Consider the following 22,858-nt stretch of genomic DNA (forward strand, 5'->3'; position numbering starts at 1 on the left):
TTCAATAAATGACAAAAATCCACAACTAACAGGGATAATTAATTTTAAATTGTATCTAAATCAACAATTGACTGGCAAAATTTGCAAAATTGAAATAATTAAAGGACGTAGTAAGGAGTAACCAAATAATGCTGGCATATGTCCTAGCTTTGGTGGTCGGTCTTGGTAGTTTAGCCATTTACATAGCAGCTTTCTTTTTCCCAGAAATCCACCGCAAGAATGACTTTATCTGGAGTGGTGTAGGATTATTCTACGCCTTAGTCTTATGGGTGTTTGCACCACGCATTACTGGGGGTTTGTTGCTCGGTCATGTGGCTAGTGTGGCTCTTTTGGTCTGGTTTGGCTGGCAAACTCTATCATTACGTCGGCAATTGACCCCGCAGGTACAACAAACCCAAGTACCCAGTGCTGAGACAGTAAAAACTGGCATTCAGGAACAGGTGAATAAGTTGTCGCTTCAGGAACGGCTGGGCCAGTTGCAAAAAGGTCTGGGTAACACTTTCAGTGGCGCGAAAGACAAGGTGCAGCAGACTGTGAGTAAAAAGACACCCACAACCCCTAAACCTGAAGATATTATCTCTGTAATGTCAGAGAAACCTGCTGTTGAGATTATTGACAAAACTATTGTCATACCAGAACCACCAGCAGAGGAGACAGTTACTACCGACACCGAAGCAAAAACCGAGAGTGTACCGGAAGCGATTCCCCCACATCCCCCATCTCCTGAATTGGTGGAAGCAGCGCAACCAGATTTTGAAATTGAGGATAAGCAACCGATTCCTGTAGAAGAAATTGCGCCGGATGCGGTACTCACTCCCCCAGCAGAAACGCCACCGGAAGCAACACCGCCGAATCAAGGTAGTTGAATGCTGTGAAACCCAACATTAACCTAATATATGATGTTGGGTTTCACTATTTCCATCAGACTATTTTAGAGCTAATTTCAAACGCTAATTCAGAACGATAGAAGCACACATCAAACGCTAAAAAGAAATTCATGTGTCCTAAAATCAATGGGGCATTTCTATCTTTTGTCCAAGCAAAAGCTAACTCTACTGTCGGAAATTGTTCAACATTCGCCATCAACACCAATGCCCTCGCCTCAAACCTAGCCAGATTACCACCCAATGGAACGGAGAGTCTTTGACGTTCCCAAACTGCTCCCAGCCTTAACCCGATTTCGTAGGGCAATACGTTGACAGTAGAACCAGTATCTAGCAAGCCTGATACACTTACTGAACGATTTTCATAAGTAAGAATTAGAGGTAGATAAGGCAACGTACTTAATGCACCAAGTTCTGGATTTACCTCAGTAAATGCAAATCTAACTTTATCAACCATGTGTTGCCGCTTTTTCTTCTGCTAATGCCTTCGCTAAAACAGCAGCAGCTTCAAAAGAATCATATAAGCCAAGACTAGCTATTTTGTCTTGAGCATCCAATGGGACTAAACTTGATTCCTTTAACAATTCGGTTGCCAGTAAATGCATTAGTAAAAGTTTATCAGTGTGGGATAATTCTTTAAGTAGCGGTATAAGTTCGGTAAGAAGCATAAGTTAAGGCTTTAATGAATTTAGATAATTAGATAAATTTTAGAGCATAGTTTGGGGGATGCTTGCAAGATACTGTTCTAATTCTGGTGGCAAGTTCAGGGTTAAGGTCATAAGTCTCTTTTGAGTGACACCATACATTTATTCAAGAAAAGATTGAAAAAAACAGAAAAATATTTTGGGATGAGAAAGGCGATATACCTGATGACTTTGCTGCTGGATTGTCTGCTTCTCTCATGGCAGAAGAAATTAGCGATTCAAAAATTTCTGACAAATTTTTACTGAATAATTTTTACTCCTTACCCACTCCAACGGTTAGCAGTGATAATACTGCCGTCTGGCATAGTGGTGTTATGGAGAATAACAGTATCATGACTGTCAAAACTCATATTGGTGACATTCATCAAATTGGTATTGGTAAAGTCAACATTCCTGAAAGAAACGTTAGTTAAATCGGCACCAGTCAGGTTAGCATCCCTCAAGATAGTATCTTCCAGGCAAGACCGATACAAATCAGCACCACTGAGGTCAGCCCCCGTCAGATTAACGCCCTCGAAAAGAACAGTCAGGGAGGCATCTCTGAAGTCAGTCCCAGCGAAGTTAGCACTTCCTCTTACGTAAACACTTTCCAACTTGGCTCTTCTCAAATCAGCCCCAGCGAAGTTAGCACCAACCAATTCTGCATTATCCAACCTGACTCTAAACAAATTAGCACCACTCAAATTGGAACTGATGAGATTAGCACTACTCAAATTGGCAAAACTCAAGTTAGCTCCAGTAAGATTGATACCACTCAAGTCAGCCCAACTCAAATCAACCCCAGTAAAATCTCTTTCCCCAGCAGTATATCGCTGCAACAACTCTTCAGCAGTTATCCTCATGTATATACCTCCGCACTAATCAACACATATAAAGATAACCCACTCAACCTGTGGCAATCACTATTCGACCCCACCTTCAACACCACTGTTTAGACTATCTTTAATTCTCAGTATTCCCAAACAGAGAACGCCGTCTAACTAACACCAGGATATTTATGTAGACTTAAATGTATGAATAAAAACTTTAATTCAGGCGATCGCACTTTTGAAAGTAAGATTAGTACCCAAATAAATTGTTAATTTGAGCCGTTCATGACTCAATGTCTGATTAGACGTTCTTAACTTTCACGAAGAAACAACTTTCAAATGTGAGCCATGATGAGATAGGTAGCTGGAGTTAATCACCCGATTACGCCCAGAGGTTTTAGCCTGTAACAAACATTGATCGGCACGATGCAGCAGACTCTCTCCTTTCTCGTCATCCTCAGCTTGCAGAGAGGCTGTACCCAAACTAATGGTGACATTAATTGTCAGTTTATTGTTGAGTGCAAATGGTTCGTCGCTGACTACGCGATTGAGACGACGGGCTACTAATAGTGCTTCGTCATCGGTAGTGTTAGCTAGAAGAATTACAAATTCTTCGCCACCATAGCGGAATGCTGTATCTTGGCAGCGCAGATTGTGGCGCAAACGCTGACATAATATTTGCAAGATGCGATCGCCTATTAAATGCCCATGAGTATCGTTAACTTTCTTAAAATGATCTACATCCAGAATAATCAAGCTCAAGGAAGTTTTTTGAGTTCTCGCTCTTTGAATTTGCCTTGGTAAGTCCCATTCTAAAGCACGACGATTATTTAATTCTGTCAAGGAATCGGCTAAGGCGATCGCAGATAACATATCATTTGTCCGAATCAAATCTCGGTATTTTTGTGCTTTCCGCAAACCAACTGTCAATTGAGCAAGTATTAGTCCATGATTGGCAGTCAACTCTGCCAAGCTATAGTCTGTTTTTTCTTCAATAAGATGCCAAATATATGCATCGGCTCCTTGCTTTAGTGCCGCAGCACTCATTTCCAATTCCCTATGCCAACCTTTATTTCGATCGGTAAGCTGCTGGGAACGATCCTCGAAAAGAATACAATATATCCACGATAGTTTTGTTTGATCTTTCAACCAACCGCAGAGTTCCATACTACTATCCAGGCTAGCCTGCACCAGGATTATATCGGGGGGTGTTGTTTTAATCCGCGCCACTGCTCGATCCAAATTGTCTATAACTTCTACACTAAAAGCAGTCGCATAACGGATCTGATCTGGAAGTGTGGCGATAAAATTATTTTTTCCAAAGATCAGAATAGAAATATTCATTGCTTTATTTTTTATCCTATTTAAATTTTAAATAAATTCACTTGGGTAACTACTGCTTTTGTCGTCTAATACTAAATATTATGTTTTAGGCTCAATTATATTTTTTCATCTTGTTTTTTAAGCATCGATTAGATAGTGAAATTCCAAACTTAATCTCATTTGAAGACTTTATGTTTACTACTACCGTTTCGGAAAGATTCCTCTCTAATAACTAATGTCTTCTTTACAGTTTATTTTTAAAACAGTAAAAATACTGAATATTATTTAAATGTATAAAAACTATAATTGTGGGTTCTTAAGTACTATTCACATGATGAAAATACCGAAACAAATAGTTTGTAATAACCATTGCATTAGGTAAATAAATTTATTTTCAAGTAAAAAAATAAAGAAAATATAAAATTTTTAATTGAGTTATAAAATCCGAAATTCTATTATGCAATTCAAAATATTATTTCCCATAAAAATTTTTAGCTTTTTTATTTATAAGCTAGGGTTAGATCGCATATTAAGAAAGTGTTGAAAATAATATATAATATACACCGCAAAACTATATCCTGCTATGTACAGGAGCTTTTTGGGGCTTACCTCCCATCGAAATAAAGACAGAAGTTGTTGGGTAAAAATTTATAATTTAATTAAAATTTTATCCCCAAAAAACAATGCGTTAGCAGGAGAAATAAAATATTTATGCCGAGGTCTTATCTAGATTTGCCTATTTACTTAATTCACGTCTTTTTTATTTGCTGTAACATCATAAATTTAGAAAACAAAGCTAAATAAAAAAATTATGTCAAAACCTGCTACTAATTTGGGGAAGTTATTTCTATTCCGCCTTTCTACAAGCGGAAAATATAAAAAAATTTTGTTAGTCTCGCTTGAGATATTAAAGTCTAAACTTCTTCTGTGAAAAGCTGGAATCCGATCGATAACCTTCTCCAGCGTAACCACCAGCAGCAACAATTACCTATTTCATTGACTCCTCAGAAGCTTCGGACTCCACCGTGACAGTTTTAGCGTTAATATCGACATCCACTTTGACTTCAGGTTCTGTAACCTAGTAATTATTTTTGCACATCCCTCAAAAGCAATATTTGATACTTTCAGTTTTAGTGCCATTTGCTACCTCAGTATGGGATTTTTAAAGTATTTCTTAATGATTAATTTTAAGCCTTGAAATGCGATGTTTACGACGGGCTACGCCTATGGACATCCTGCCAAAGTGAGATAGTAGCTTAATAGCATCCTAGTAACTGCATATATATCGCCCAATGGCAGAATTCGCTGGCAGTAATATGAAACAAAATGCAAGAATATATAAAGCTATTTATGAAAATACACCTACCTAGTGCCGCTACGCCTAAGTCTCAAGTCTAAAGTTAAAAACACCTATGTCTTCAAATCCCCAGTACCTAAGCGGTAACGAAATTCGCAACATATTTCTCGACTTCTTTGCCCAACGGGAACACCAAATTCTCCCAAGTGCCTCCCTAGTGCCAGAAGACCCAACTGTGCTGCTGACGATCGCGGGGATGCTACCATTTAAGCCAATATTCTTGGGGCAGCGCACACCAGAATTTAAACGGGCTACGACTTCGCAAAAGTGTATCCGCACCAACGACATTGAGAATGTTGGACGCACCAAACGGCATCACACCTTTTTTGAGATGCTGGGTAATTTCAGCTTTGGTGATTATTTTAAAGAACAAGCGATCGCTTGGGGTTGGGAAATCTCCACGCAAGTCTTTGGCTTTTCCCCCCAAAATCTCGTCGTCAGCGTTTTTGAAGATGATGATGAAGCCTTTGGAATTTGGCGCGATCGAATCGGTGTGCCGATAGCGAGAATTAAACGCTTGGGCGAAGATGATAATTTTTGGGTATCCGGGCCGACTGGGCCTTGTGGCCCTTGTTCCGAAATTTATTACGATTTCCACCCAGAACGCGGTGATGAAAATATAGATTTAGAAGACGATTCCCGGTTCATCGAGTTTTACAATCTCGTGTTTATGCAATATAACCGGGATGCGTCAGGCAATTTAACGCCACTGCAAAACAAAAACATCGACACTGGCATGGGTTTGGATAGAATGGCGCAAATTCTCCAAAAAGTGCCGAATAACTACGAAACTGACCTAATTTTCCCAATTATCCAAACAGCAGGGAAAATTGCTGGCATTGATTACCACAAAAGCGATGAAAAAACCAAAACTTCCCTAAAAGTCATTGGCGATCATATTCGGGCTGTCATCCACATGATTGCTGATGAAATTCGCGCTTCCAACGTGGGACGCGGTTATGTACTGCGGCGATTAATTCGGCGGGTAGTGCGTCATGGGCGATTAATTGGAATTTCTGGTGAATTTACTACCCAAGTTGCCGAAACTGCGATCGCTCTTTCCGAATCAGCTTACCCCAATGTGCGCCAACGAGAAGCAGCAATTAAAGCTGAGTTGCAACGGGAAGAGTCTAATTTCCTCAGAACTCTGGATAGAGGCGAAAAACTCCTAGAAGAAATCATTCAAGAGGTGAAACAACGAGGGGAAACTCAAATTAGCGGTGAAAGTGCATTTACTCTTTACGATACCCACGGTTTCCCCTTTGAACTTACTCAAGAAATTGCTGAGGAAAACAACTTAACAGTTGATGTTGATGGATTCCAGAAAGCAATGGAAATCCAACAACAAGGAGGTAGAGGCGCACATGAAACCATCGATTTAACTGTACAAGGTTCCCTCGATAAATTAGCAGAACACATCCAAGTCACCGAGTTTTTAGGTTATACCCAATCGGCAGCGACGGCAAAAGTCGAAGCGATTTTGGTAGAAGGTGTTTCTCAAGAGGAAGCAGAAGCGGGGACAGAGGTGCAAATTGTCCTTGACAAAACGCCATTTTATGGTGAATCTGGGGGACAAATTGGCGATCGCGGTTATATCTCCGGTGATGGTATTGTAGTTCGCGTAGAAGACGTGAAGAAAGAATCTGATTTCTTTGTTCACTTCGGACGCATTGAACGCGGTACACTGCGCGTAGGCGATCGCGTCACCGCCCAAATCGATCCGGCTTGTCGCCGTCGCGCCCAAGCAAATCATACCGCAACGCACCTATTGCAAGCGGCATTGAAAAAAATTGTTGATGAGGGGATATCTCAAGCAGGTTCTCTGGTTTCCTTTGATAGGTTGCGCTTTGACTTCAATTGTCCCCGCGCATTAACAGCAGAAGAAGTCCAACAAGTTGAAGAACAGGTGAACACTTGGATTGCTGAGGCTCATGCTGCGAAAGTGGAAGTATTACCAATAGCCGAGGCAAAAGCTAGAGGTGCTGTTGCCATGTTCGGCGAAAAATACGGTGAGGAAGTGCGCGTGATTGACTTTCCTAGCGTATCAATGGAACTATGCGGTGGGACTCACGTAAGTAATACTGCTGAAATTGGCGTCTTCAAGATTATCTCGGAAGCTGGCGTGGCTTCTGGCGTGCGGCGGATTGAAGCTGTTTCGGGGCCAGCAATCTTAGATTATCTGAATCTGCGGGATAAAGTAGTTAAAGATTTGAGCGATCGCTTTAAAGTTAAACCCGAAGAATTACCAGACAGAATCACAAGTCTGCAAAGCGAACTGAGAAATAGCCAGAAGGAACTAGAAACCTTAAAGGTACAGCTAGCGATCGCAAAATCAGACAGCTTGCTACAAACAGCCCAAACCGTAGGCGATTCTAAAATTATTGTCGCTCAATTAGAAGATGTCGATCCAGAATCATTGAAAACCGCAGCCGAACGCTTATTGCAAAAAATTGGTAACGGTGCAGTGGTGCTGGGTTCTGTTCCAGAAGTTGGGAAAGTGAGTATAGTTGCAGCTTTTAGTCCAGAAGTGAACAAAAAAGGACTGCAAGCTGGTAAATTTGTGGGTGCGATCGCTAAAATTTGTGGTGGCGGCGGTGGTGGAAGACCAAATTTAGCCCAAGCTGGCGGACGCGATGCAAGTAAATTACCAGATGCATTGGCACAAGCGGAAAGTGAATTAAAGTCCGCATTGGGTTAATCTCTTGCTGACTTTTCGCGTCATCTGGAAAAGAAGAGGGCGAAACCTAATCCCATTCCCGACGCAGGAAGAAAACTACAGTTTACTCACAAGTTCTTTGACCTGCAATGCCATTGTTAGTCGAAACAATGGCATTACTCTCGTTCCCATCTTCTGCATGAGAATATAGCGGTTCTCAATTGTATGAAATACAGACCTAACCCCCAGCCCCTTCCCTACTAGCGTTGGGGAGTAAGATTCAAAGCCTCTCTCCTTTTAGGAGAGAGGAATGGAAGTGAGGTCAAACTGTATTGCATCCAAGCGAGAAACGCTATAAGCAAAGCTTCACCAAGCTAAGTCTTTAGGACTATTATTCTCCTATTCCCAATTCCCCATTCCCCAGATATGCTTCAGACTTTTCTATAATTAAGTGATTCCCGTCATCAAAAACAGCCTGTGACTACCACTCCCCTATCTCCAAGTTCAACTGCTCAGGTTCCAGATACACTCGGCCGCTTCGGACGCTTTGGCGGTAAGTATGTACCTGAAACGCTCATGCCTGCGCTTGCTGAACTAGAAACAGCTTATCAGCAATACCGCAATGACCCTGGTTTTCAAGCAGAACTACAGCAGTTGTTACGAGACTATGTAGGACGTGCGACACCATTGTATTTTGCTGAACGCCTGACTGCTCATTATGCTAGACCCGATCGCACCGGGCCACAAATTTACTTGAAACGTGAAGATTTAAATCATACTGGCGCTCACAAAATCAATAATGCTGTTGGTCAAGTATTGTTGGCTAAACGCATGGGTAAGCAACGGATTATTGCCGAAACGGGTGCTGGACAACATGGAGTGGCTACAGCTACAGTTTGCGCTCGTTTTGGGCTGGAATGCATAATTTACATGGGCGTTCAGGACATGGAACGCCAAGCTTTAAATGTGTTTAGAATGCGGTTGATGGGGGCAGAAGTGCGTCCGGTGGAGGCGGGAACCGGAACTTTGAAGGATGCTACTTCTGAAGCAATCCGCGATTGGGTGACAAATGTAGAAACAACTCACTACATTCTGGGTTCGGTAGCAGGGCCTCATCCTTACCCGATGATGGTACGTGATTTCCATGCAATAATCGGCGAAGAAACTCGCGCTCAAGCAATCGAAAAGTGGGGTGGATTACCTGATATTCTCTTGGCTTGTGTGGGTGGTGGTTCCAATGCGATGGGACTATTTTATGAGTTTATTAATGAGTCTTCTGTACGCTTCATTGGGGTTGAGGCAGCCGGCGAAGGTGTCAATACCGAAAAACACGCCGCAACCTTGACAAAAGGACGAGTTGGTGTATTGCACGGAGCAATGAGCTACCTGCTGCAAGATGAAGATGGGCAAATCATTGAGGCACACTCAATTAGTGCGGGGTTAGATTATCCCGGTGTGGGGCCAGAACATAGTTATTTGAAAGATATTGGTCGCGCTGAATACTATAGCGTGACGGATGCCGAGGCTTTGGCGGCATTCCAGCGATTAGCGAAATTGGAAGGAATTATCCCGGCATTAGAAACAGCCCATGCGATCGCTTATCTCGAAACTCTCTGTCCTCAACTAACCGGCAGTCCTCGGATTGTAATTAACTGCTCTGGACGTGGTGACAAAGATGTACAAACGGTAGCCAAATTATTATATCCAGCGTAAATATAGCTCAAATTTTTGGGAGGAAGCAATCATGGCTCAACAATTCCAACACCCAATGTTACCGCAACCTACTCACGACGAGTTGGCACGCCAAAACTTTGTGCAAACTATGAAAATGCACATTTTCAAGAATGTCACTCCTGGTAATAAAGAAATTTATGAAAAACTAGCCAAGCCGAAGTTTGAACAAGAACATCAGCGCCCTCCCGAAAATCGTTATGAAATTCGGGAAGTAATGCAGCACGAACCCTACTATCGCTGGACTAGTGCCCTGAAGCGCATCAACCAGGAAATGTTATGGGATGCTGTAAATGCCAACGTTGACAGAGAACTGCCTGAGTTGATTGAGCGTGCCAAAAATAAGGGTGGTGAACTGGGTACTTTAACCCTCGACCCAAATTTTCAAATACCTGCTTATCAAAAGGCTGTAGACATTCACTGTATGCCCGGAGGATATCACAGTGAATTCACTGCTGATGATGTCGCAGCCGGTGCAACCTACGATCGCGGCGCTTACGTTTATGGACTAGGTTGGTTGGGGCCGCTCAACGATGATATGGGGCTATCTTTAGTCCAAAACTACCTTTTAGCAGAGTTTCCCAACTTTCGACCGAGAAAAATCCTCGATATGGGATGTTCTATTGGCAATAGCACATTACCTTATGTCGATGGTTTCCCAGATGCAGAAGTCCATGCTATAGATATAGGCGCATCTATACTGCGTTATGCTCATGCAAGAGCCGAAGCCTTGGGAAAACGGGTACACTTTTCTCAGCAAAATGCCGAACATACTAACTTCCCTGATGAATCATTTGATTTAGTGGTTTCTCACATTTTGCTGCATGAAATCCCTCCGTCATCTGTGCGTAAAGTTATGCAAGAGTCTTATCGTCTACTGGCTCCTGGTGGCATGATGATTCATCTAGAAGCACCCCTTTATCGTCACATGGATGTTTATACACAGTTTATTTATGATTGGGAAACCGCTAACAACAACGAACCTTTCTGGAGTGCTGTACGCGATTTAGATTTGGTGCCGCTAGTTACTGAGGCTGGTTTTGCAGCAGATAAGACATTCGAGAAATTTGTCCCGAATGGGGCATGGAAAGCAAAAGAAACTAATGGTATGTTTCAAAATCGTAACTCAGCCACCCAAGGCACGTGGTTTGTGGTTGCTGCAACTAAGTAAGCAGAGAAAATTTTGTAATTCGTAATAGGCTATGGCCTGCTACGAAGACAATAATTTGTAATTGGGAAAGTCAGATTTTTTCTGGCTTTCCTCATTTTGTATGTCTAGTCTTATTTTTGGAGAGTTGGTATCAGGATGACAAAAATAGCCAAGGGTAAACGACCTGTTTACTTAGAAAATCCGCAAACTGATAAATTGTTAGCGATCGTCATGGCCTTGACTGGTGAGGTGTCCGTGCTGCATGAGCGGCTAGACACCATCGAACGGTTGCTAGAGGTGAAAGGTATTTTATCGACTAGTGAAATTGAAGCTTATGAGCCGGATGTCAAAGTAACCAAGGAACGGGAACAGTGGCGTGCAGAATATATTGCACGAGTGTTGCGTGTGATACAGGAAGAGGTAGAAACCTTGAAATAAAGCTAGTTAAAATTACGTAGAAAAATGGCTGAATAAATCCAGCCATTTTTTATGCGACATTCCGCATATTCAACTGCCACAATCGGTTTTTACTGTTTTTGTCACATAAATCAGCTATTTAATATACTTAGGTACAGTAAAATAGCTGAATTTATGAAGATGAATAAGCATAATCTAGAACTAATAAATTCAAAAAACTCTAGTAATTACACTAGATAACAGTTTAAATGCGGAATCTTGATTAAAAATAATCATACTAATGGTAGAAGACAAATATTGATTAAATAGCACTAATTTTGCGTCAAATCATGCAGTTAAACGTTTGCTAGTAGTTTTTGAGCAAAAAAGCCCACAATTAAAGCAATTTAGACTTATAAGCAATTTGTCACATTGATATTCATTGGTTACATTGTCTAAAACTTTACTGAAAACAAATGATCAAACAAATAGTTTACAGCGTTGTTTTAGGCACTCTTGCTCTCAGTAGTGGAGCGATCGCTACTTCTGTAACAAATCCAACTTGTACGCCTGTGACTTCAAACGTATCGAATAATACTAATCAGATTGCAGCATCTAGTACGGACATTGCTGCTCTAGAACAGTCGATTTTTAACCAAATCAATAACTACAGAGTTTCCCAAGGGCTACCAGCGCTAACTCGTAACTCTGCTATGGATAATCAAGTTAGGCTTCACAGTAAGAACATGGCTAATGGTACTGTTCCCTTTGGACATAATGGATTTTCACAACGTCTTAATGCAACCGGTGTTTCTTACAGATCGGCTGCTGAAAATGTCGCTTACAACCAGGGATATGGCGATCCTGCCACAATGGCTGTTCAAGGCTGGCTCAAAAGTCCAGGGCATCTTGCTAATATCAGAGGTAATTATAATCTGACGGGGATTGGTGTTGCTAAAAACAGTCAAGGCGCAATCTACTTCACACAAATGTTCATTCGCCAATAGGTTGGACGCGATGTGCAACTTAATAGTTTGACCTAACTTCCATTCCTCTCTCCTGCAAAGAGCTATCCATTACCCGGATCTTTTTCAAAATTTATGAGAGTATTCACTCACGTTTTTTATAACCCTGATTCGTTCGTCGTTAATTCTCAATAAAAACCTACTTTTAGCGAGAAGATTAAGAGCTAACTTGTCAAGTATGCCACACACCGAGTGTGTCAAGATTGTAAAGAAAGATGTGACTAATGGATAGCCTGCAAAAAGAGAGAGGCTTTGAATTTTACCTATTTCTGATTGTTAGGCAAGGAGATTAGGTTTGAGTAAAAATTGTACATAGCGTTAGATTTGGTAAAGTTTAGGTTTTTTCGTAAATTCCCCAGACTTTAACCTGTTAGTAAAGCTTTTGCTAGATAATTCATGAAAATCTGAAATTATTAGCCAAATTAACCATGATTTTCATGAAGCTGACCTATTGAAGTACTGACAATTGGAAATTATTGTTTGTGTTACTTGTAAAGGATGTAGCCAAATTGCCGAAATTCATCATTACTTAATAGTATTGTGGTATATATCCTTGGAACAATAGGGTAGAGTAGAAGTCTTATATCTCTACACATTACGCAATTCTCCATGTTCCGACAAACTGCTTTTGGCATCGCTTTAAGTGCGCTTGTCCTTGCTAGTGGATTAACGACTGCTCCGATACCAAATCATACTTCTACGAATACATCCACCCGTAATAAGCTGTTGTCGCTTTTTTCTAGTCAAGTTGCAATATCGACTCCTACTTTTAAAACTACTGAGCTAGAAAAATCAGTATTTGACCAAATTAATCGATATCGGGCTTCTAAAGGGCTGCCAAAGTTGACTTTAAATGCAAATTTAACTCGACAGGCAAGAATTCATAGTCAAAATATGGCTAAAGGTAAAACCCCATTTAGCCATCAGGGATTTGAAGGGCGAGTCAAAGCTATTCCGATTCGCTACAACAGTGCAGCAGAAAATGTTGCTTTTAACCGGGGATATAGCAACCCCGTAGAGGAAGCTGTTACTGGTTGGATCAAAAGTCCCGGACACCTAAAGAATCTTAAAGGAAATTACAACTTGACTGGAATTGGCGTTGCTACTAATAATCAAGGGGAAGTCTACCTAACACAGATGTTTTTTCGCACTAGGTAGATTTAATTTTTGATTTTTTTGCACAATAATAATGTAGTGTCTGACAAGACTTTTTTCTGCTGGACACTGCTATTATTTTTGAACAATTGATGACATTACTAGATTTTCAGGTGAGCGATCGCGATCTCAGTGACGCAGCCCTTAGCGAGTATTTAGAATCTACAGCGATCGCAGTTGATACAGAAACGATGGGATTGCTGCCGTTGCGCGATCGCTTGTGTCTCGTCCAGCTGTGCAATCTTGAAGGGAAAGTAACTGCAATCCGCATAGCTAAAGGACAAGCTGACGCCCCCAACTTAAAAAAACTCTTGGAAGCAGTCAATGTCGTGAAAGTGTTTCACTTTGCTAGATTTGACTTGGCCACTTTGCGAGCCAATTTGGGTATTCAGGTACGGCCAATTTTTTGCACTAAAATTGCCAGTAAATTAGCCCGTACTTACACAAATCGCCACGGACTCAAAGACGTGGTACAAGAGTTAGAACAAGTGGAACTAGATAAAAGCTCTCAAAGTTCTGATTGGGGTAACGCCGTTAGCTTATCTGAAGCTCAACTAAGCTATGCTGCCAACGATGTACGCTATTTACTTAGTGTGCAGCAGAAGTTAATACAAATGCTGAAACGAGAAGAACGTTGGCAAATTGCTCAAGAATGTTTTGAGTTTCTACCAACTATAGTTTCCTTAGATTTATTGCAATTCAAGGATCTATTTGAACACTAATTGAATAGGGAATAGTGACAAGAAATTTTTATTGATCGTCAATTCCTACTAGTTATATGTCAAGTTGAAATTGATAGATAAGCAGGTTCGTAGTAAGTACTAAAGTCGTTATTTTTTCCCAGGCACTAAAGTGCTTACTACAAACCCTTATACTAAATTACAGCAGATTTCAAGTTAGTGGAATACACAAAGGTTAGTCTCAAAGCCAGGTATATATAAAGCCTCTTTTACTTTTGGATTCTGACGCCTTGGCGGAGCGTCTTTGGCTTTGCTCCCGAATTCTGAATTCTGCTGTATTTTTTACCTAAGAGCCAACATTGGAATCATTGCTGTCTCTAGAAGTAGATTCACTAATGCCTTCCTTGAGGTTACTTGCTTGCTCTTGAGCGCCTTCCTTGAGCTTACTTGCTTGCTCTTGAGCGCCTTCCTTGAGCTTACTTGCTTGCTCTTGAGCGCCTTCCTTGAGGTTACTTGCTTGCTCTTGAATGCCTTCCTTAAGGTTACTTGCTCCTTCTTGAATGCCTTCCTTAAGGTTACTTGCTCCCTGTTTAATGGAATCCGTGACGCTAGTACCGCCCTTTTGCAGATTTTCTTCGTGGTTTTTTAGCCGATCTACAACATTGTACTCATCTGCACCTGCGGCAGTTTTTGATTCAACAATACCTTCTGTTGGGCCGCCGATCGCCTTCCATGCGCCAAGACCACCTTTGAGTTGGGAGACATGCTCAAATCCATTAGAACGCAGTTGTTGTGCGGCTTGGGCAGTGTCTTGTTCATTATCACCGTAAAGGTAAATGTCACGGCTCTTATCTAAAGAAGCTACTGCACGCTCTACCAATTCATCTGCTGGCATTGGCATTGCCCCCATGATGTGACCTTCGTTGAAGGTAGCGCGATCGCGCACATCCAGGATTGTAAAAGCTGGTTCGCCCCATTCCAGACGACTCTTTAGGATATGAGCATCAGTTTGTGCTTCTATTGGTGGTTGTGGAGGAATGATGCCGCCTACTAAGTTATTAACCATAATTTTTCCTTGTTGACGATGTTAATAGTAATTTAGCGAACTGAAGATATTCAATTGATCTTTCTCTGGTATGAATATTTTCAAACTCTCTCCTCAGATAGACGAGTATTTTTCCGAAAATCAACCAATTAATCAATTGTAAATAATGCCCTTTGAGAGTATAAAGAGACAATATTTTCTTTAAATCTAATTTAATATATTTGAAGTTTATCTTTTTTTGATATTTTAGTTATTTAGATATTTGAGATTTTACTGAATTCCTCATCAATTGATAAAATATTAGTTTTAAATAAAAAATATTTAGCAATAAAATAGTAATTGATACCTTTTTACTAACAGCGATCGCTAATAATCATCTCTCCTCATTTCCTGCCAAACTTGTAGAGTTATATACAGCAGATTAGAAGTTTGTGAGGTACATAAGTTAAATCTGTTAAATAGGTAGACATAATTAAATATAAAATAAACTCCTAGTTTGTAGTGAGCAATTTATTGCTCAGAGCAAGGATTATTAGGACTAAAGTCCTTACTACAAACTTTAAATTTATTTCTGCCTAGATACTTACCCAAATACAAAGGGTTTTTACTTCTTAATTCTGCTGTCAGCAGTACTATTGAAACAAGCTCCTAGCAAGTTATTGACATCATAATATTGCTAGAGCAATTCTTGTTGCTATTGTTTTTGTCTGTTAAAGCTGGTTTTGACGCCCTATATACCTTCTGGTGATGCTTTCAGTCTTTTTGTCATAGCTCAGGCTGAAACTTGTAGTATAGTATATGCTTAAGAGGGCAGCTACATGTAAATGCACCAGGGTAGATTTTCGTAGACCTTCTTCAAGAGAACATACCTATTGGTTATAGTACAGTCGAGTAAGTAAGAGTTGAGAATCTAGATTGGCTGATAAGTTAGTTTCTCAGCCTTTGTAGAGACCTAATTAACCAGGGAGTGCGTTACTCTTTTAAATTTGTAGCAATTACCGTCGCTTCTGGATGTGTCATTTGACTATTTGTGGTTACGGAGATAGTTTTTAATTACACTTATTCCAAACGTAAAAATCTAACATTATACAATACAAATTCAAAATTATGCAAAAATCATGCCATAATTATAAATTTTATTGGCACTATCGTGGCTGAGGTTGCGATCGGCTTCATGGAAAATTAAATGTACACAAGTACTACAGTAGCGGTGGTACTCAACAGAAACACGTAAAGCTGGCACAACAGCAAATCGCCCAATCTACAAATAGATAGCATTATGGTTATGGTTACTGCTACTACTACTCCCAAAATTCTGATCGTTGATGACGACTTCGGCGTCCGAAATCTTGTCTATCGTTTTTTAAGTCGGAAATATCAAATAGAGTCGGCAGCAGATGGTAGGACTGCTTTATCATTGTTTGAGCAATTCAACCCAGCTTTAGTAATTCTGGATTGGAATTTGCCGGATGTTACTGGTTATAGCCTTTGCCAAGAAATGCAGAGTCGTACTAATGTTTTAGTGCTGATACTAACTAGTAGGACTGACGAGGCTGATAAAATTAAAATCTTAAGCGCAGGTGCTGATGATTTCATGACTAAACCATTTAGTCTTGCAGAAGTTGAAGTTAGAGTAGAAGCTCTTTTGAGGCGGATACGCTACATCAATCCCTCCCCAACACAACGTATCGTTTTCAAGCAGCTAGTAATTAATCCAGAGGGTCGCGAGGTAACACTTAACGATAAAACTCTTCCCTTAACAGCACTAGAATTTAATATCTTACATTTTTTGGCAAGTCATCCTAATCAAGCTTGGAGTCGTCCACAGCTAATCCAAAAAATCTGGGGTTGCGACTATGTAGGAGATGGCCGGGTAGTTGATGTACATATTGGTCAACTTCGCAAAAAGATGGAAGTCGACCCCAGCATACCGGAGTTTATCAAAACTGTGCGAGGCTATGGTTATAAGTTTGAAGCACCCGACTAGAATACTAGTTTTTATGGCTACCACAAAAGTGCAAATAACACTGAAATAAAAAAGAAATGCTTAACTGAACCATATTCAGAACTGATTTGGTCGTGTCTTGAAGATTTTAAGCAAAGCTGCACTTAAAGATTATTTATTATAGCAAGGGACTGGGGACTGGTGACTGGGGATTGGGTGAAAAGTCTTGTTGTGTCTAAGTTTTATCATCTGTTAATGTCCTAACCACGTTGGCTTGTGCTATATTTTTCTTAGCCAATCTTTGACTAATTAACTCAGCGGCTAAATGTATTGCTGCTTTCATACTCGTAGCATCAGCAATTCCCCTACCCGCAATATCAAACGCTGTTCCATGATCGGGTGAAGTGCGAACGAAAGGAAGACCTATAGAAGTATTAACTGCCCGATCGAACGCCATTAGCTTTACAGGAATTAAGCCTTGGTCGTGGTAAAGTGCCAAGTAGCCATCAGCAGGATTTTGTACTAAAGAATTTCCATACCAAGCTTGACCAGGTTTAACCCACATTGTATCTGGCGGTATCGGCCCATCTAACTGCAATTGCGGTCGATTTTGACGCTCTTGCTCCAACCAGGGAATTAACCAATCTTGTTCTTCGTGTCCAAGTTGTCCCTGTTCGCCACTGTGGGGATTCAAACCGGCGATCGCAATTCTCCCTCTATATATACCAAAATCTTTCTCTAAACACTCCACCAGCAAATCCAGTTTTTGTGTCAACAACTGCGGTGTCAATACATCGGCTACTTGACGTAGGGGGATATGTGTGGTTGCAAGTAAGGCGCGGAGTGTCCAATTAGTATGAGGCGATCGCGCTACAAATAACATCCCAAAACGGTCAACACTTGATTTTTGTGCCAAAAGTTCTGTTTGCCCTGGATAATTATATCCTGCGGCCTTCCAAGCAGATTTAGCGATCGGCCCTGTGACAATACCATCAAATTTACCAGCCAGTGTTTGAGCGATCGCATATTCCATATACGCAAAACTAGCCGCACCACTGGCTGCATTACCTATTCCTGAAATAATTCGATCTTTAATTTTTCCATCCAACTGCACATCGCTGACTGACAACTCATCTGGATTTGCCAAAGCTACTAAATTCTCAGTTAAATTCAGTTTGTAATAAATCTGTGCCAGCAAATCTCCGTTACCCACTACTGTAACGTCATATTTTTGACGAATTTCTGGATCGGCTAAAGCTTTCAAAATCACCTCCGGCCCAATTCCCGCCGGATCTCCGAGCGTCAGCGCCAAACGCGGACGATTCTTTTTCACAAAATTTATTAAATCACCTTGATTATTTTGATACATAAAAATTCTTCATAATTATTATCATCAAAATGTTCCAATTTACCCATTTTCCCTTCTACCAAGAATGGGGATTACCCCCCAAGCTAGTAAGGATTAGCTGCTAAACTAGTTTAAAATTGTTTACACAGGTCTAATCCTAGCAACTGTTGAAAAGCTTCTGGTAGACCTAGTTTACACACCAATTTGCATAAGGAGAATCACACTAATGGGCGGCGAAATTTTGAATGCAGCTCTATTGTCTTTCGGTTTAATCTTCGTAGGCTGGGGCTTAGGCGCGTTGTTACTGAAAATTCAAGGCACAGAAGAATAATTGAGTGCTGTTAGCGGAAAGCTAAGGTTTAGCCCGTGCTGAGTTAGAAGTAGAGACGCGATTAATCGCGTCTGTACAAGAGTTATTATTCTCCCCATTCCCTACTCCCTACTCCCTTTTTCATCGAAATGAGAAAAAAGCTTGTCCGTTAATCGGACAGCTATTTTTTCATGAGTCCATCCAAATAAATTGATTTTCTGAGAAAAGATGTAAACTTTTGTTTGCATAGGTTATTCTGATAACATTCTTTTCATAAAACATTAAAATTTATTACAACCCTGATGACTTTATTAATCGTCGGTGCCACTGGCACCTTAGGAAGACAAGTGGCTCGTCGTGCTATCGATGAGGGATATAAAGTACGCTGTCTTGTCCGCAGCAGTAAAAAAGCAGCTTTCCTTAAAGAATGGGGAGCAGAACTCGTCCCTGGAAATTTACGTTACCCCGATACCCTAGCGGAAGCTTTAGTTGGTGTAACCCAAGTTATTGATGCCTCAACCTCTCGCCCTACAGATTCACTAAGTATCAAACAAGTGGACTGGGAAGGCAAAGTAGCATTGATTCAAGCAGCAAAAGCCGCGGGTGTCGAGCGTTTTATCTTCTTTTCAATTTTAGATGCTGATAAATACCCAGAAGTGCCGCTAATGGAAATTAAGCGGTGTACAGAACTATTCTTGGCTGAGTCAGGGTTGAACTATACCATCTTGCGGCTAGCTGGGTTTATGCAAGGTTTAATTGGTCAGTATGGGATTCCCATTCTGGAAGGACAGCCAGTTTGGGTAACAGGTAATTCTTCTCCCATCGCCTATATGGACACTCAGGACATTGCTAAGTTTGCAATCCGAGCATTGAGTGTACCAGAAACAGAAAACCAAGCTTTTCCTGTAGTCGGTACTCGTGCATGGAGTGCAGAAGAAATTATCAACCTGTGCGAACGCTTATCTGGAAAAGATGCCAGAGTAACGCGGATGCCAATAAACTTACTGCGTGCTGTACGGGGCATAATGCGGTTCTTTCAGTGGGGATGGAATGTAGCAGACAGGCTGGCGTTTACAGAAGTATTGGCTAGTGGTAAACAGTTAAATGCTTCAATGGATGAAGTATACACAGTGTTTGGTTTAGATCCGCAACAAACCACAACCCTAGAAAGTTATCTCCAAGAGTACTTCAGCCGAATAATGAAGAAACTCAAAGAAGTAGACTACCAGAAAAATAAAAATAAAAAGCAAAAACCTAAAAAAACTCCTTTTAAACAGTCTTCAAAAGCTAATAGTCAATAGTCATTACGAAACAGACATTAGTCGTAAAACCCTAGACTCTGGATCTTTGACTCTAGATTAATGACTACATGACCAAAATGTGTAACGATTACATAATACAGAGCATCGCCTAAACTTGGATATTTGAGTGTGCCGAAAGCAGGCATTATCTACAATGACGTTAAACCGATAGCGGGCCGTGTCGCTATTGAGTTGAAAGACAAGCTAACCGCAGCCGGTTGGAATGTATGTATCACATCGAGTATCGGTGGGATATTGGGCTACCCTAATCCGGAGAGTCCTGTGTGCCACACCCCCATTGACGGTCTGACACCCCCTGGTTTTGATTCAGATATGGAGTTTGCAGTGGTATTAGGGGGAGACGGCACTGTTCTCGCAGCGTCTCGTCAAGTAGCCCCTTGTGGTATTCCACTGCTAACAGTGAATACCGGCCACATGGGATTTTTGACGGAAACTTTCCTGAATCAATTGCCCCAAGCACTAGAACAGGCAATGGCAGGTGAGTATGAAATTGAAGAACGAGCAATGCTCAATGTCAAAGTGTTTCGGGATGATTCAGTGCTATGGGAAGCCCTATGCCTGAATGAAATGGTGCTACACCGGGAACCTTTGACCTCTATGTGCCATTTTGAAATTGCCATAGGGCATCATGCGCCAGTAGATATTGCCGCAGATGGTGTGATTGTTTCTACGCCTACTGGTTCTACAGCTTACTCATTGAGCGCTGGTGGCCCGGTGGTGACTCCTGGCGTACCTGTTTTACAATTAGTACCCATTTGTCCTCATTCCCTAGCTTCTAGAGCATTGGTCTTTCCAGATACTGAATCGGTCAATATCTACCCAGTCAATATTCCTCGGCTGGTGATGGTGGTAGATGGCAATGGGGGGTGCTATATCTTACCAGAAGATCGAGTATATATGGAGCGATCGCAATATAGTGCCCGATTTATTCGCCTGCAACCGCCTGAGTTTTTCCGAATTTTGCGAGAAAAATTAGGTTGGGGTTTGCCACATATCGCTAAACCAACTTCGGTAGAATTGCCATAGTTCTTGAGCGTTGGGCATTGGGCATTGGGCACAAGAAGCAGAGGGGCAGAGGGGAAAAACTTAGTGTAACTTCTCCTCTGCTACTATGCCCCATGCCCAAGAAAGCTGATTTCCTTCCAGAATTACTGGTATGGATATGGAATTTGGAGTTAGTTATTAAGATTGCATCCGAGAATTCGATAGCTGACACCTGAACGTGCTAAAACATCCTTAACATCGCGTCAAATCAGAATCGCTACATCACTAAAAGCTCGTAATTGCACTTTATAACTGATGTAAAGATTTTCTCTGGAATATCTTTACAATCCCAAATCCAATATCCCAAATTGTTATGACAGTTGCTCAAAGTCCTTGTGTTTTGGTGATTGAAACCGATGAGAGCCTTGCAAATCAGCTTTCTTGCGATTTGCAAGAAGCCGGTTATGAATCAATTTTGGCTCATGACGCAACGAGTGGTTTACAACACTGTCGCGATCGCCAACCTGCTTTAATTGTTTTAGACCGGATGCTAGCAGGAGAATCAGGACTCTCATTGTGCAAAAATATGAGAAGCACTGGTATGCGATCGCCTGTATTGATTTTAATGGCAAGGGATACAGTTGACGATCGTGTAGCTTGTCTAGAAGCTGGAGCGGATGATTACATCCTCAAACCTTACCGCTCAGAAGACTTTTTGAAGTTGATTCGCCTCTACTTAAAACCCGATGTAGATACCACAGAGCAATTACGCTTTGGGGATTTAATTTTAGACATAGCAACTCGCCGTGCCATACACAACGGGCGACCAATTGACCTGACAATGAAGGAATTTGAACTATTAAAATTCTTAATGGAACATCCCCGTGAGGTATTAACCCGCGAACAAATTCTAGAAAATGTTTGGGGTTACGACTTTCTGGGTGAGTCAAATGTAATTGAAGTGTACATCCGTTACTTGCGGTTAAAAATCGAAGATGAAGGTCAAAAGCGCCTGATTCAAACAGTGCGAGGCGTAGGGTACGTTTTAAGAGAATCCTAGTATACTATAGCGGGAGTTTGCCTATCTCCTTGCCTCATTCCCAGTTTCGGATTGGGAATGTAAATTTGGGTGCTAGTGCCTTCCAGCCAAGGGGTTTTTCTGCCTACAACACTGTAAAATTGAAGTCTAAATAACAAAATCGAAAAGCTATATGACTCGTCGGCTAAGTTTGCTCTCGATAGTGCTGAGTATTTTTCTGATGGGTTGTTCTGTGCCAACAACTGCTAAATCTCCTAGCCCCACCTCTGATTCTAAAACTCCAGCACCAGAGAGTTTAGGTCAAAAACTACCAATTTCCGCTAAAGCCATTGTGCCGAATGGTACAACGATTCAATTAGAGGTAGCGCAGACGCCACAACAGCAAGCGATGGGGTTGATGTATCGACCAGCTTTACCAGATGACCGGGGGATGCTGTTTGGATTCCCTTCAGCACAACCAGTCAGTTTCTGGATGAAGAATGTACCTGTACCCCTGGACATGGTATTTCTACATAAAGGTGTAGTTAAATATATTCAGGCTGCTGCGCCTCCTTGTACAAGTGAGCCTTGTCCTACCTATGGCCCCAATACACCAATCGATAAGGTGATTGAACTTCGTTCTGGAAGAGCTGCCGAATTGAAGTTGAAAGTGGGCGATATTCTCAAAATTGAGTTTTGAAACTTTAGTGCTTTGCGGAGATAAAAACTTGGGTAATTACTCGGTTGAGAGCCTATACGGTCGAAATATATGTTTTTTTTGTAAAAAATGTCACTGTATGTGGTCAAATAGCACTTGTAACGCTACTATTTAAAAACTGTGGTAATAATGTAAAATTCTACTGTCTCAAACCGGAAATCGCAGTTTTCAGGTTTAGTCTCAAAAATATTCCCTTGGGCGTAAGTGTAAATAGTCGCCAATAAGAGAGTATAGGCTATGGAATCTTTATTACTACCTGTGTAATTAAATAAAACACAAAGGTAAATAAGATGAAGCC

General features: G+C 41.2%; 20 protein-coding genes and 2 pseudogenes. 14 read left to right on the forward strand and 8 right to left on the reverse strand.

The genetic code is table 11. The features are described 5' to 3' along the window. Positions 1 to 128: 128 nt before the first annotated feature. Positions 129 to 866, forward strand: a complete 738-nt coding sequence (locus RMX89_RS04520) for a Ycf66 family protein (RefSeq protein WP_322688084.1) — start codon at positions 129 to 131, stop codon at positions 864 to 866. Between the two features lie 55 nt (positions 867 to 921). Here RMX89_RS04520 and RMX89_RS04525 read toward each other — a convergent pair whose 3' ends face one another. The 5 genes and pseudogenes from RMX89_RS04525 to RMX89_RS04545 all read right to left on the reverse strand — a co-directional run bounded on the left by RMX89_RS04525 (position 922) and on the right by RMX89_RS04545 (position 4,860). Then, positions 922 to 1,341, reverse strand: a complete 420-nt coding sequence (locus RMX89_RS04525) for a hypothetical protein (RefSeq protein ID WP_322672479.1) — start codon at positions 1,339 to 1,341, stop codon at positions 922 to 924. Continuing rightward, entirely contained in the window at positions 1,334 to 1,552 is a 219-nt protein-coding gene (locus RMX89_RS04530; RefSeq protein WP_322672480.1) for a hypothetical protein, read from the reverse strand. Before RMX89_RS04530 ends, RMX89_RS04525 begins: the two co-directional genes overlap by 8 nt. 296 nt (positions 1,553 to 1,848) lie before the next feature. Then, positions 1,849 to 2,430, reverse strand: coding sequence for a pentapeptide repeat-containing protein (locus RMX89_RS04535; RefSeq protein ID WP_322688085.1), 582 nt, complete (start codon positions 2,428 to 2,430; stop codon positions 1,849 to 1,851). A gap of 285 nt (positions 2,431 to 2,715) precedes the next feature. Further along, a complete protein-coding gene (locus RMX89_RS04540) occupies positions 2,716 to 3,741 on the reverse strand; it encodes a diguanylate cyclase (RefSeq protein ID WP_322688086.1) in 1,026 nt (341 codons plus the stop codon). Between the two features lie 967 nt (positions 3,742 to 4,708). Further along, positions 4,709 to 4,860 (reverse strand): annotated as a pseudogene (locus RMX89_RS04545) (copper chaperone). A gap of 272 nt (positions 4,861 to 5,132) precedes the next feature. Here RMX89_RS04545 and alaS point away from each other — a divergent pair. The 7 genes from alaS to RMX89_RS04580 all read left to right on the forward strand — a co-directional run bounded on the left by alaS (position 5,133) and on the right by RMX89_RS04580 (position 13,912). After that, entirely contained in the window at positions 5,133 to 7,775 is a 2,643-nt protein-coding gene (gene alaS, locus RMX89_RS04550) for an alanine--tRNA ligase (protein ID WP_322688087.1), read from the forward strand. A gap of 435 nt (positions 7,776 to 8,210) precedes the next feature. Continuing rightward, positions 8,211 to 9,446, forward strand: coding sequence for a tryptophan synthase subunit beta (gene trpB, locus RMX89_RS04555; RefSeq protein WP_322688088.1), 1,236 nt, complete (start codon positions 8,211 to 8,213; stop codon positions 9,444 to 9,446). Positions 9,447 to 9,477: 31 nt separating this feature from the next. Beyond that, entirely contained in the window at positions 9,478 to 10,635 is a 1,158-nt protein-coding gene (locus RMX89_RS04560) for a class I SAM-dependent methyltransferase (protein ID WP_322688089.1), read from the forward strand. 135 nt (positions 10,636 to 10,770) lie between these two features. Then, the gene (locus RMX89_RS04565; protein WP_322672486.1) at positions 10,771 to 11,052 is read left to right on the forward strand and encodes a hypothetical protein; all 282 of its coding nucleotides are present in this window, start codon (positions 10,771 to 10,773) and stop codon (positions 11,050 to 11,052) included. A 434-nt stretch (positions 11,053 to 11,486) separates the two neighbouring features. Further along, positions 11,487 to 12,017 carry a CAP domain-containing protein gene (locus RMX89_RS04570; protein ID WP_322688090.1) on the forward strand — a complete coding sequence of 177 codons (531 nt, stop codon included), beginning with the start codon at positions 11,487 to 11,489 and terminating at the stop codon, positions 12,015 to 12,017. Between the two features lie 627 nt (positions 12,018 to 12,644). Continuing rightward, entirely contained in the window at positions 12,645 to 13,193 is a 549-nt protein-coding gene (locus RMX89_RS04575; protein WP_322672488.1) for a CAP domain-containing protein, read from the forward strand. An 89-nt stretch (positions 13,194 to 13,282) separates the two neighbouring features. After that, positions 13,283 to 13,912, forward strand: a complete 630-nt coding sequence (locus RMX89_RS04580) for a ribonuclease H-like domain-containing protein (protein WP_322672489.1) — start codon at positions 13,283 to 13,285, stop codon at positions 13,910 to 13,912. A 577-nt stretch (positions 13,913 to 14,489) separates the two neighbouring features. On the opposite strand, the pseudogene RMX89_RS04585 reads toward RMX89_RS04580, so the two are convergent. Beyond that, positions 14,490 to 14,936 (reverse strand): annotated as a pseudogene (locus RMX89_RS04585) (rhodanese-like domain-containing protein); the annotation flags it as partial. Positions 14,937 to 16,020: 1,084 nt separating this feature from the next. Beyond that, complete coding sequence (locus tag RMX89_RS04590) at positions 16,021 to 16,158, reverse strand: hypothetical protein (protein WP_322672490.1); 138 nt, start codon at positions 16,156 to 16,158, stop codon at positions 16,021 to 16,023. A 36-nt stretch (positions 16,159 to 16,194) separates the two neighbouring features. On the opposite strand from RMX89_RS04590, the gene RMX89_RS04595 reads away from it, so the two are divergent. Next, positions 16,195 to 16,902 carry a response regulator transcription factor gene (locus RMX89_RS04595; RefSeq protein ID WP_322672491.1) on the forward strand — a complete coding sequence of 236 codons (708 nt, stop codon included), beginning with the start codon at positions 16,195 to 16,197 and terminating at the stop codon, positions 16,900 to 16,902. Positions 16,903 to 17,095: 193 nt separating this feature from the next. Here the strand turns inward: RMX89_RS04595 and pdxA are convergent, their stop codons facing one another. Continuing rightward, entirely contained in the window at positions 17,096 to 18,229 is a 1,134-nt protein-coding gene (gene pdxA, locus RMX89_RS04600; protein ID WP_322688091.1) for a 4-hydroxythreonine-4-phosphate dehydrogenase PdxA, read from the reverse strand. Between the two features lie 205 nt (positions 18,230 to 18,434). Between pdxA and RMX89_RS04605 the strand changes: the two genes are divergently transcribed. The 5 genes from RMX89_RS04605 to RMX89_RS04625 all read left to right on the forward strand — a co-directional run bounded on the left by RMX89_RS04605 (position 18,435) and on the right by RMX89_RS04625 (position 22,542). Then, positions 18,435 to 18,539, forward strand: coding sequence for a PetM family cytochrome b6-f complex subunit 7 (locus RMX89_RS04605; RefSeq protein ID WP_094344256.1), 105 nt, complete (start codon positions 18,435 to 18,437; stop codon positions 18,537 to 18,539). Positions 18,540 to 18,820: 281 nt separating this feature from the next. Next, entirely contained in the window at positions 18,821 to 19,819 is a 999-nt protein-coding gene (locus RMX89_RS04610) for an SDR family oxidoreductase (protein WP_322672493.1), read from the forward strand. A gap of 129 nt (positions 19,820 to 19,948) precedes the next feature. Further along, a complete protein-coding gene (locus RMX89_RS04615) occupies positions 19,949 to 20,866 on the forward strand; it encodes an NAD(+) kinase (protein ID WP_094352564.1) in 918 nt (305 codons plus the stop codon). 331 nt (positions 20,867 to 21,197) lie between these two features. Continuing rightward, entirely contained in the window at positions 21,198 to 21,884 is a 687-nt protein-coding gene (nblR, locus tag RMX89_RS04620) for a response regulator transcription factor NblR (RefSeq protein WP_099103317.1), read from the forward strand. Positions 21,885 to 22,035: 151 nt separating this feature from the next. Beyond that, complete coding sequence (locus RMX89_RS04625; RefSeq protein ID WP_322686806.1) at positions 22,036 to 22,542, forward strand: DUF192 domain-containing protein; 507 nt, start codon at positions 22,036 to 22,038, stop codon at positions 22,540 to 22,542. Positions 22,543 to 22,858: the final 316 nt, after the last annotated feature.

The sequence above is a fragment of the Nostoc sp. DedSLP04 genome, assembly GCF_034530775.1.
In the GTDB taxonomy this organism is placed as follows: domain Bacteria; phylum Cyanobacteriota; class Cyanobacteriia; order Cyanobacteriales; family Nostocaceae; genus Nostoc.

Coding starts and splice junctions, on each gene's coding strand:
- alaS (WP_322688087.1), top strand. CDS start 5,133: ATGTCTTCAAATCCCCAGTACCTAAGCGGTAACGAAATTCGCAACATA.
- RMX89_RS04625 (WP_322686806.1), top strand. CDS start 22,036: ATGACTCGTCGGCTAAGTTTGCTCTCGATAGTGCTGAGTATTTTTCTG.
- RMX89_RS04605 (WP_094344256.1), top strand. CDS start 18,435: ATGGGCGGCGAAATTTTGAATGCAGCTCTATTGTCTTTCGGTTTAATC.
- RMX89_RS04540 (WP_322688086.1), bottom strand. CDS start 3,741: ATGAATATTTCTATTCTGATCTTTGGAAAAAATAATTTTATCGCCACA.
- pdxA (WP_322688091.1), bottom strand. CDS start 18,229: ATGTATCAAAATAATCAAGGTGATTTAATAAATTTTGTGAAAAAGAAT.
- RMX89_RS04580 (WP_322672489.1), top strand. CDS start 13,283: ATGACATTACTAGATTTTCAGGTGAGCGATCGCGATCTCAGTGACGCA.
- nblR (WP_099103317.1), top strand. CDS start 21,198: ATGACAGTTGCTCAAAGTCCTTGTGTTTTGGTGATTGAAACCGATGAG.
- RMX89_RS04565 (WP_322672486.1), top strand. CDS start 10,771: ATGACAAAAATAGCCAAGGGTAAACGACCTGTTTACTTAGAAAATCCG.
- RMX89_RS04570 (WP_322688090.1), top strand. CDS start 11,487: ATGATCAAACAAATAGTTTACAGCGTTGTTTTAGGCACTCTTGCTCTC.
- RMX89_RS04575 (WP_322672488.1), top strand. CDS start 12,645: ATGTTCCGACAAACTGCTTTTGGCATCGCTTTAAGTGCGCTTGTCCTT.
- RMX89_RS04610 (WP_322672493.1), top strand. CDS start 18,821: ATGACTTTATTAATCGTCGGTGCCACTGGCACCTTAGGAAGACAAGTG.
- RMX89_RS04530 (WP_322672480.1), bottom strand. CDS start 1,552: ATGCTTCTTACCGAACTTATACCGCTACTTAAAGAATTATCCCACACT.
- RMX89_RS04595 (WP_322672491.1), top strand. CDS start 16,195: ATGGTTATGGTTACTGCTACTACTACTCCCAAAATTCTGATCGTTGAT.
- RMX89_RS04535 (WP_322688085.1), bottom strand. CDS start 2,430: ATGAGGATAACTGCTGAAGAGTTGTTGCAGCGATATACTGCTGGGGAA.
- RMX89_RS04520 (WP_322688084.1), top strand. CDS start 129: ATGCTGGCATATGTCCTAGCTTTGGTGGTCGGTCTTGGTAGTTTAGCC.
- RMX89_RS04525 (WP_322672479.1), bottom strand. CDS start 1,341: ATGGTTGATAAAGTTAGATTTGCATTTACTGAGGTAAATCCAGAACTT.
- RMX89_RS04560 (WP_322688089.1), top strand. CDS start 9,478: ATGGCTCAACAATTCCAACACCCAATGTTACCGCAACCTACTCACGAC.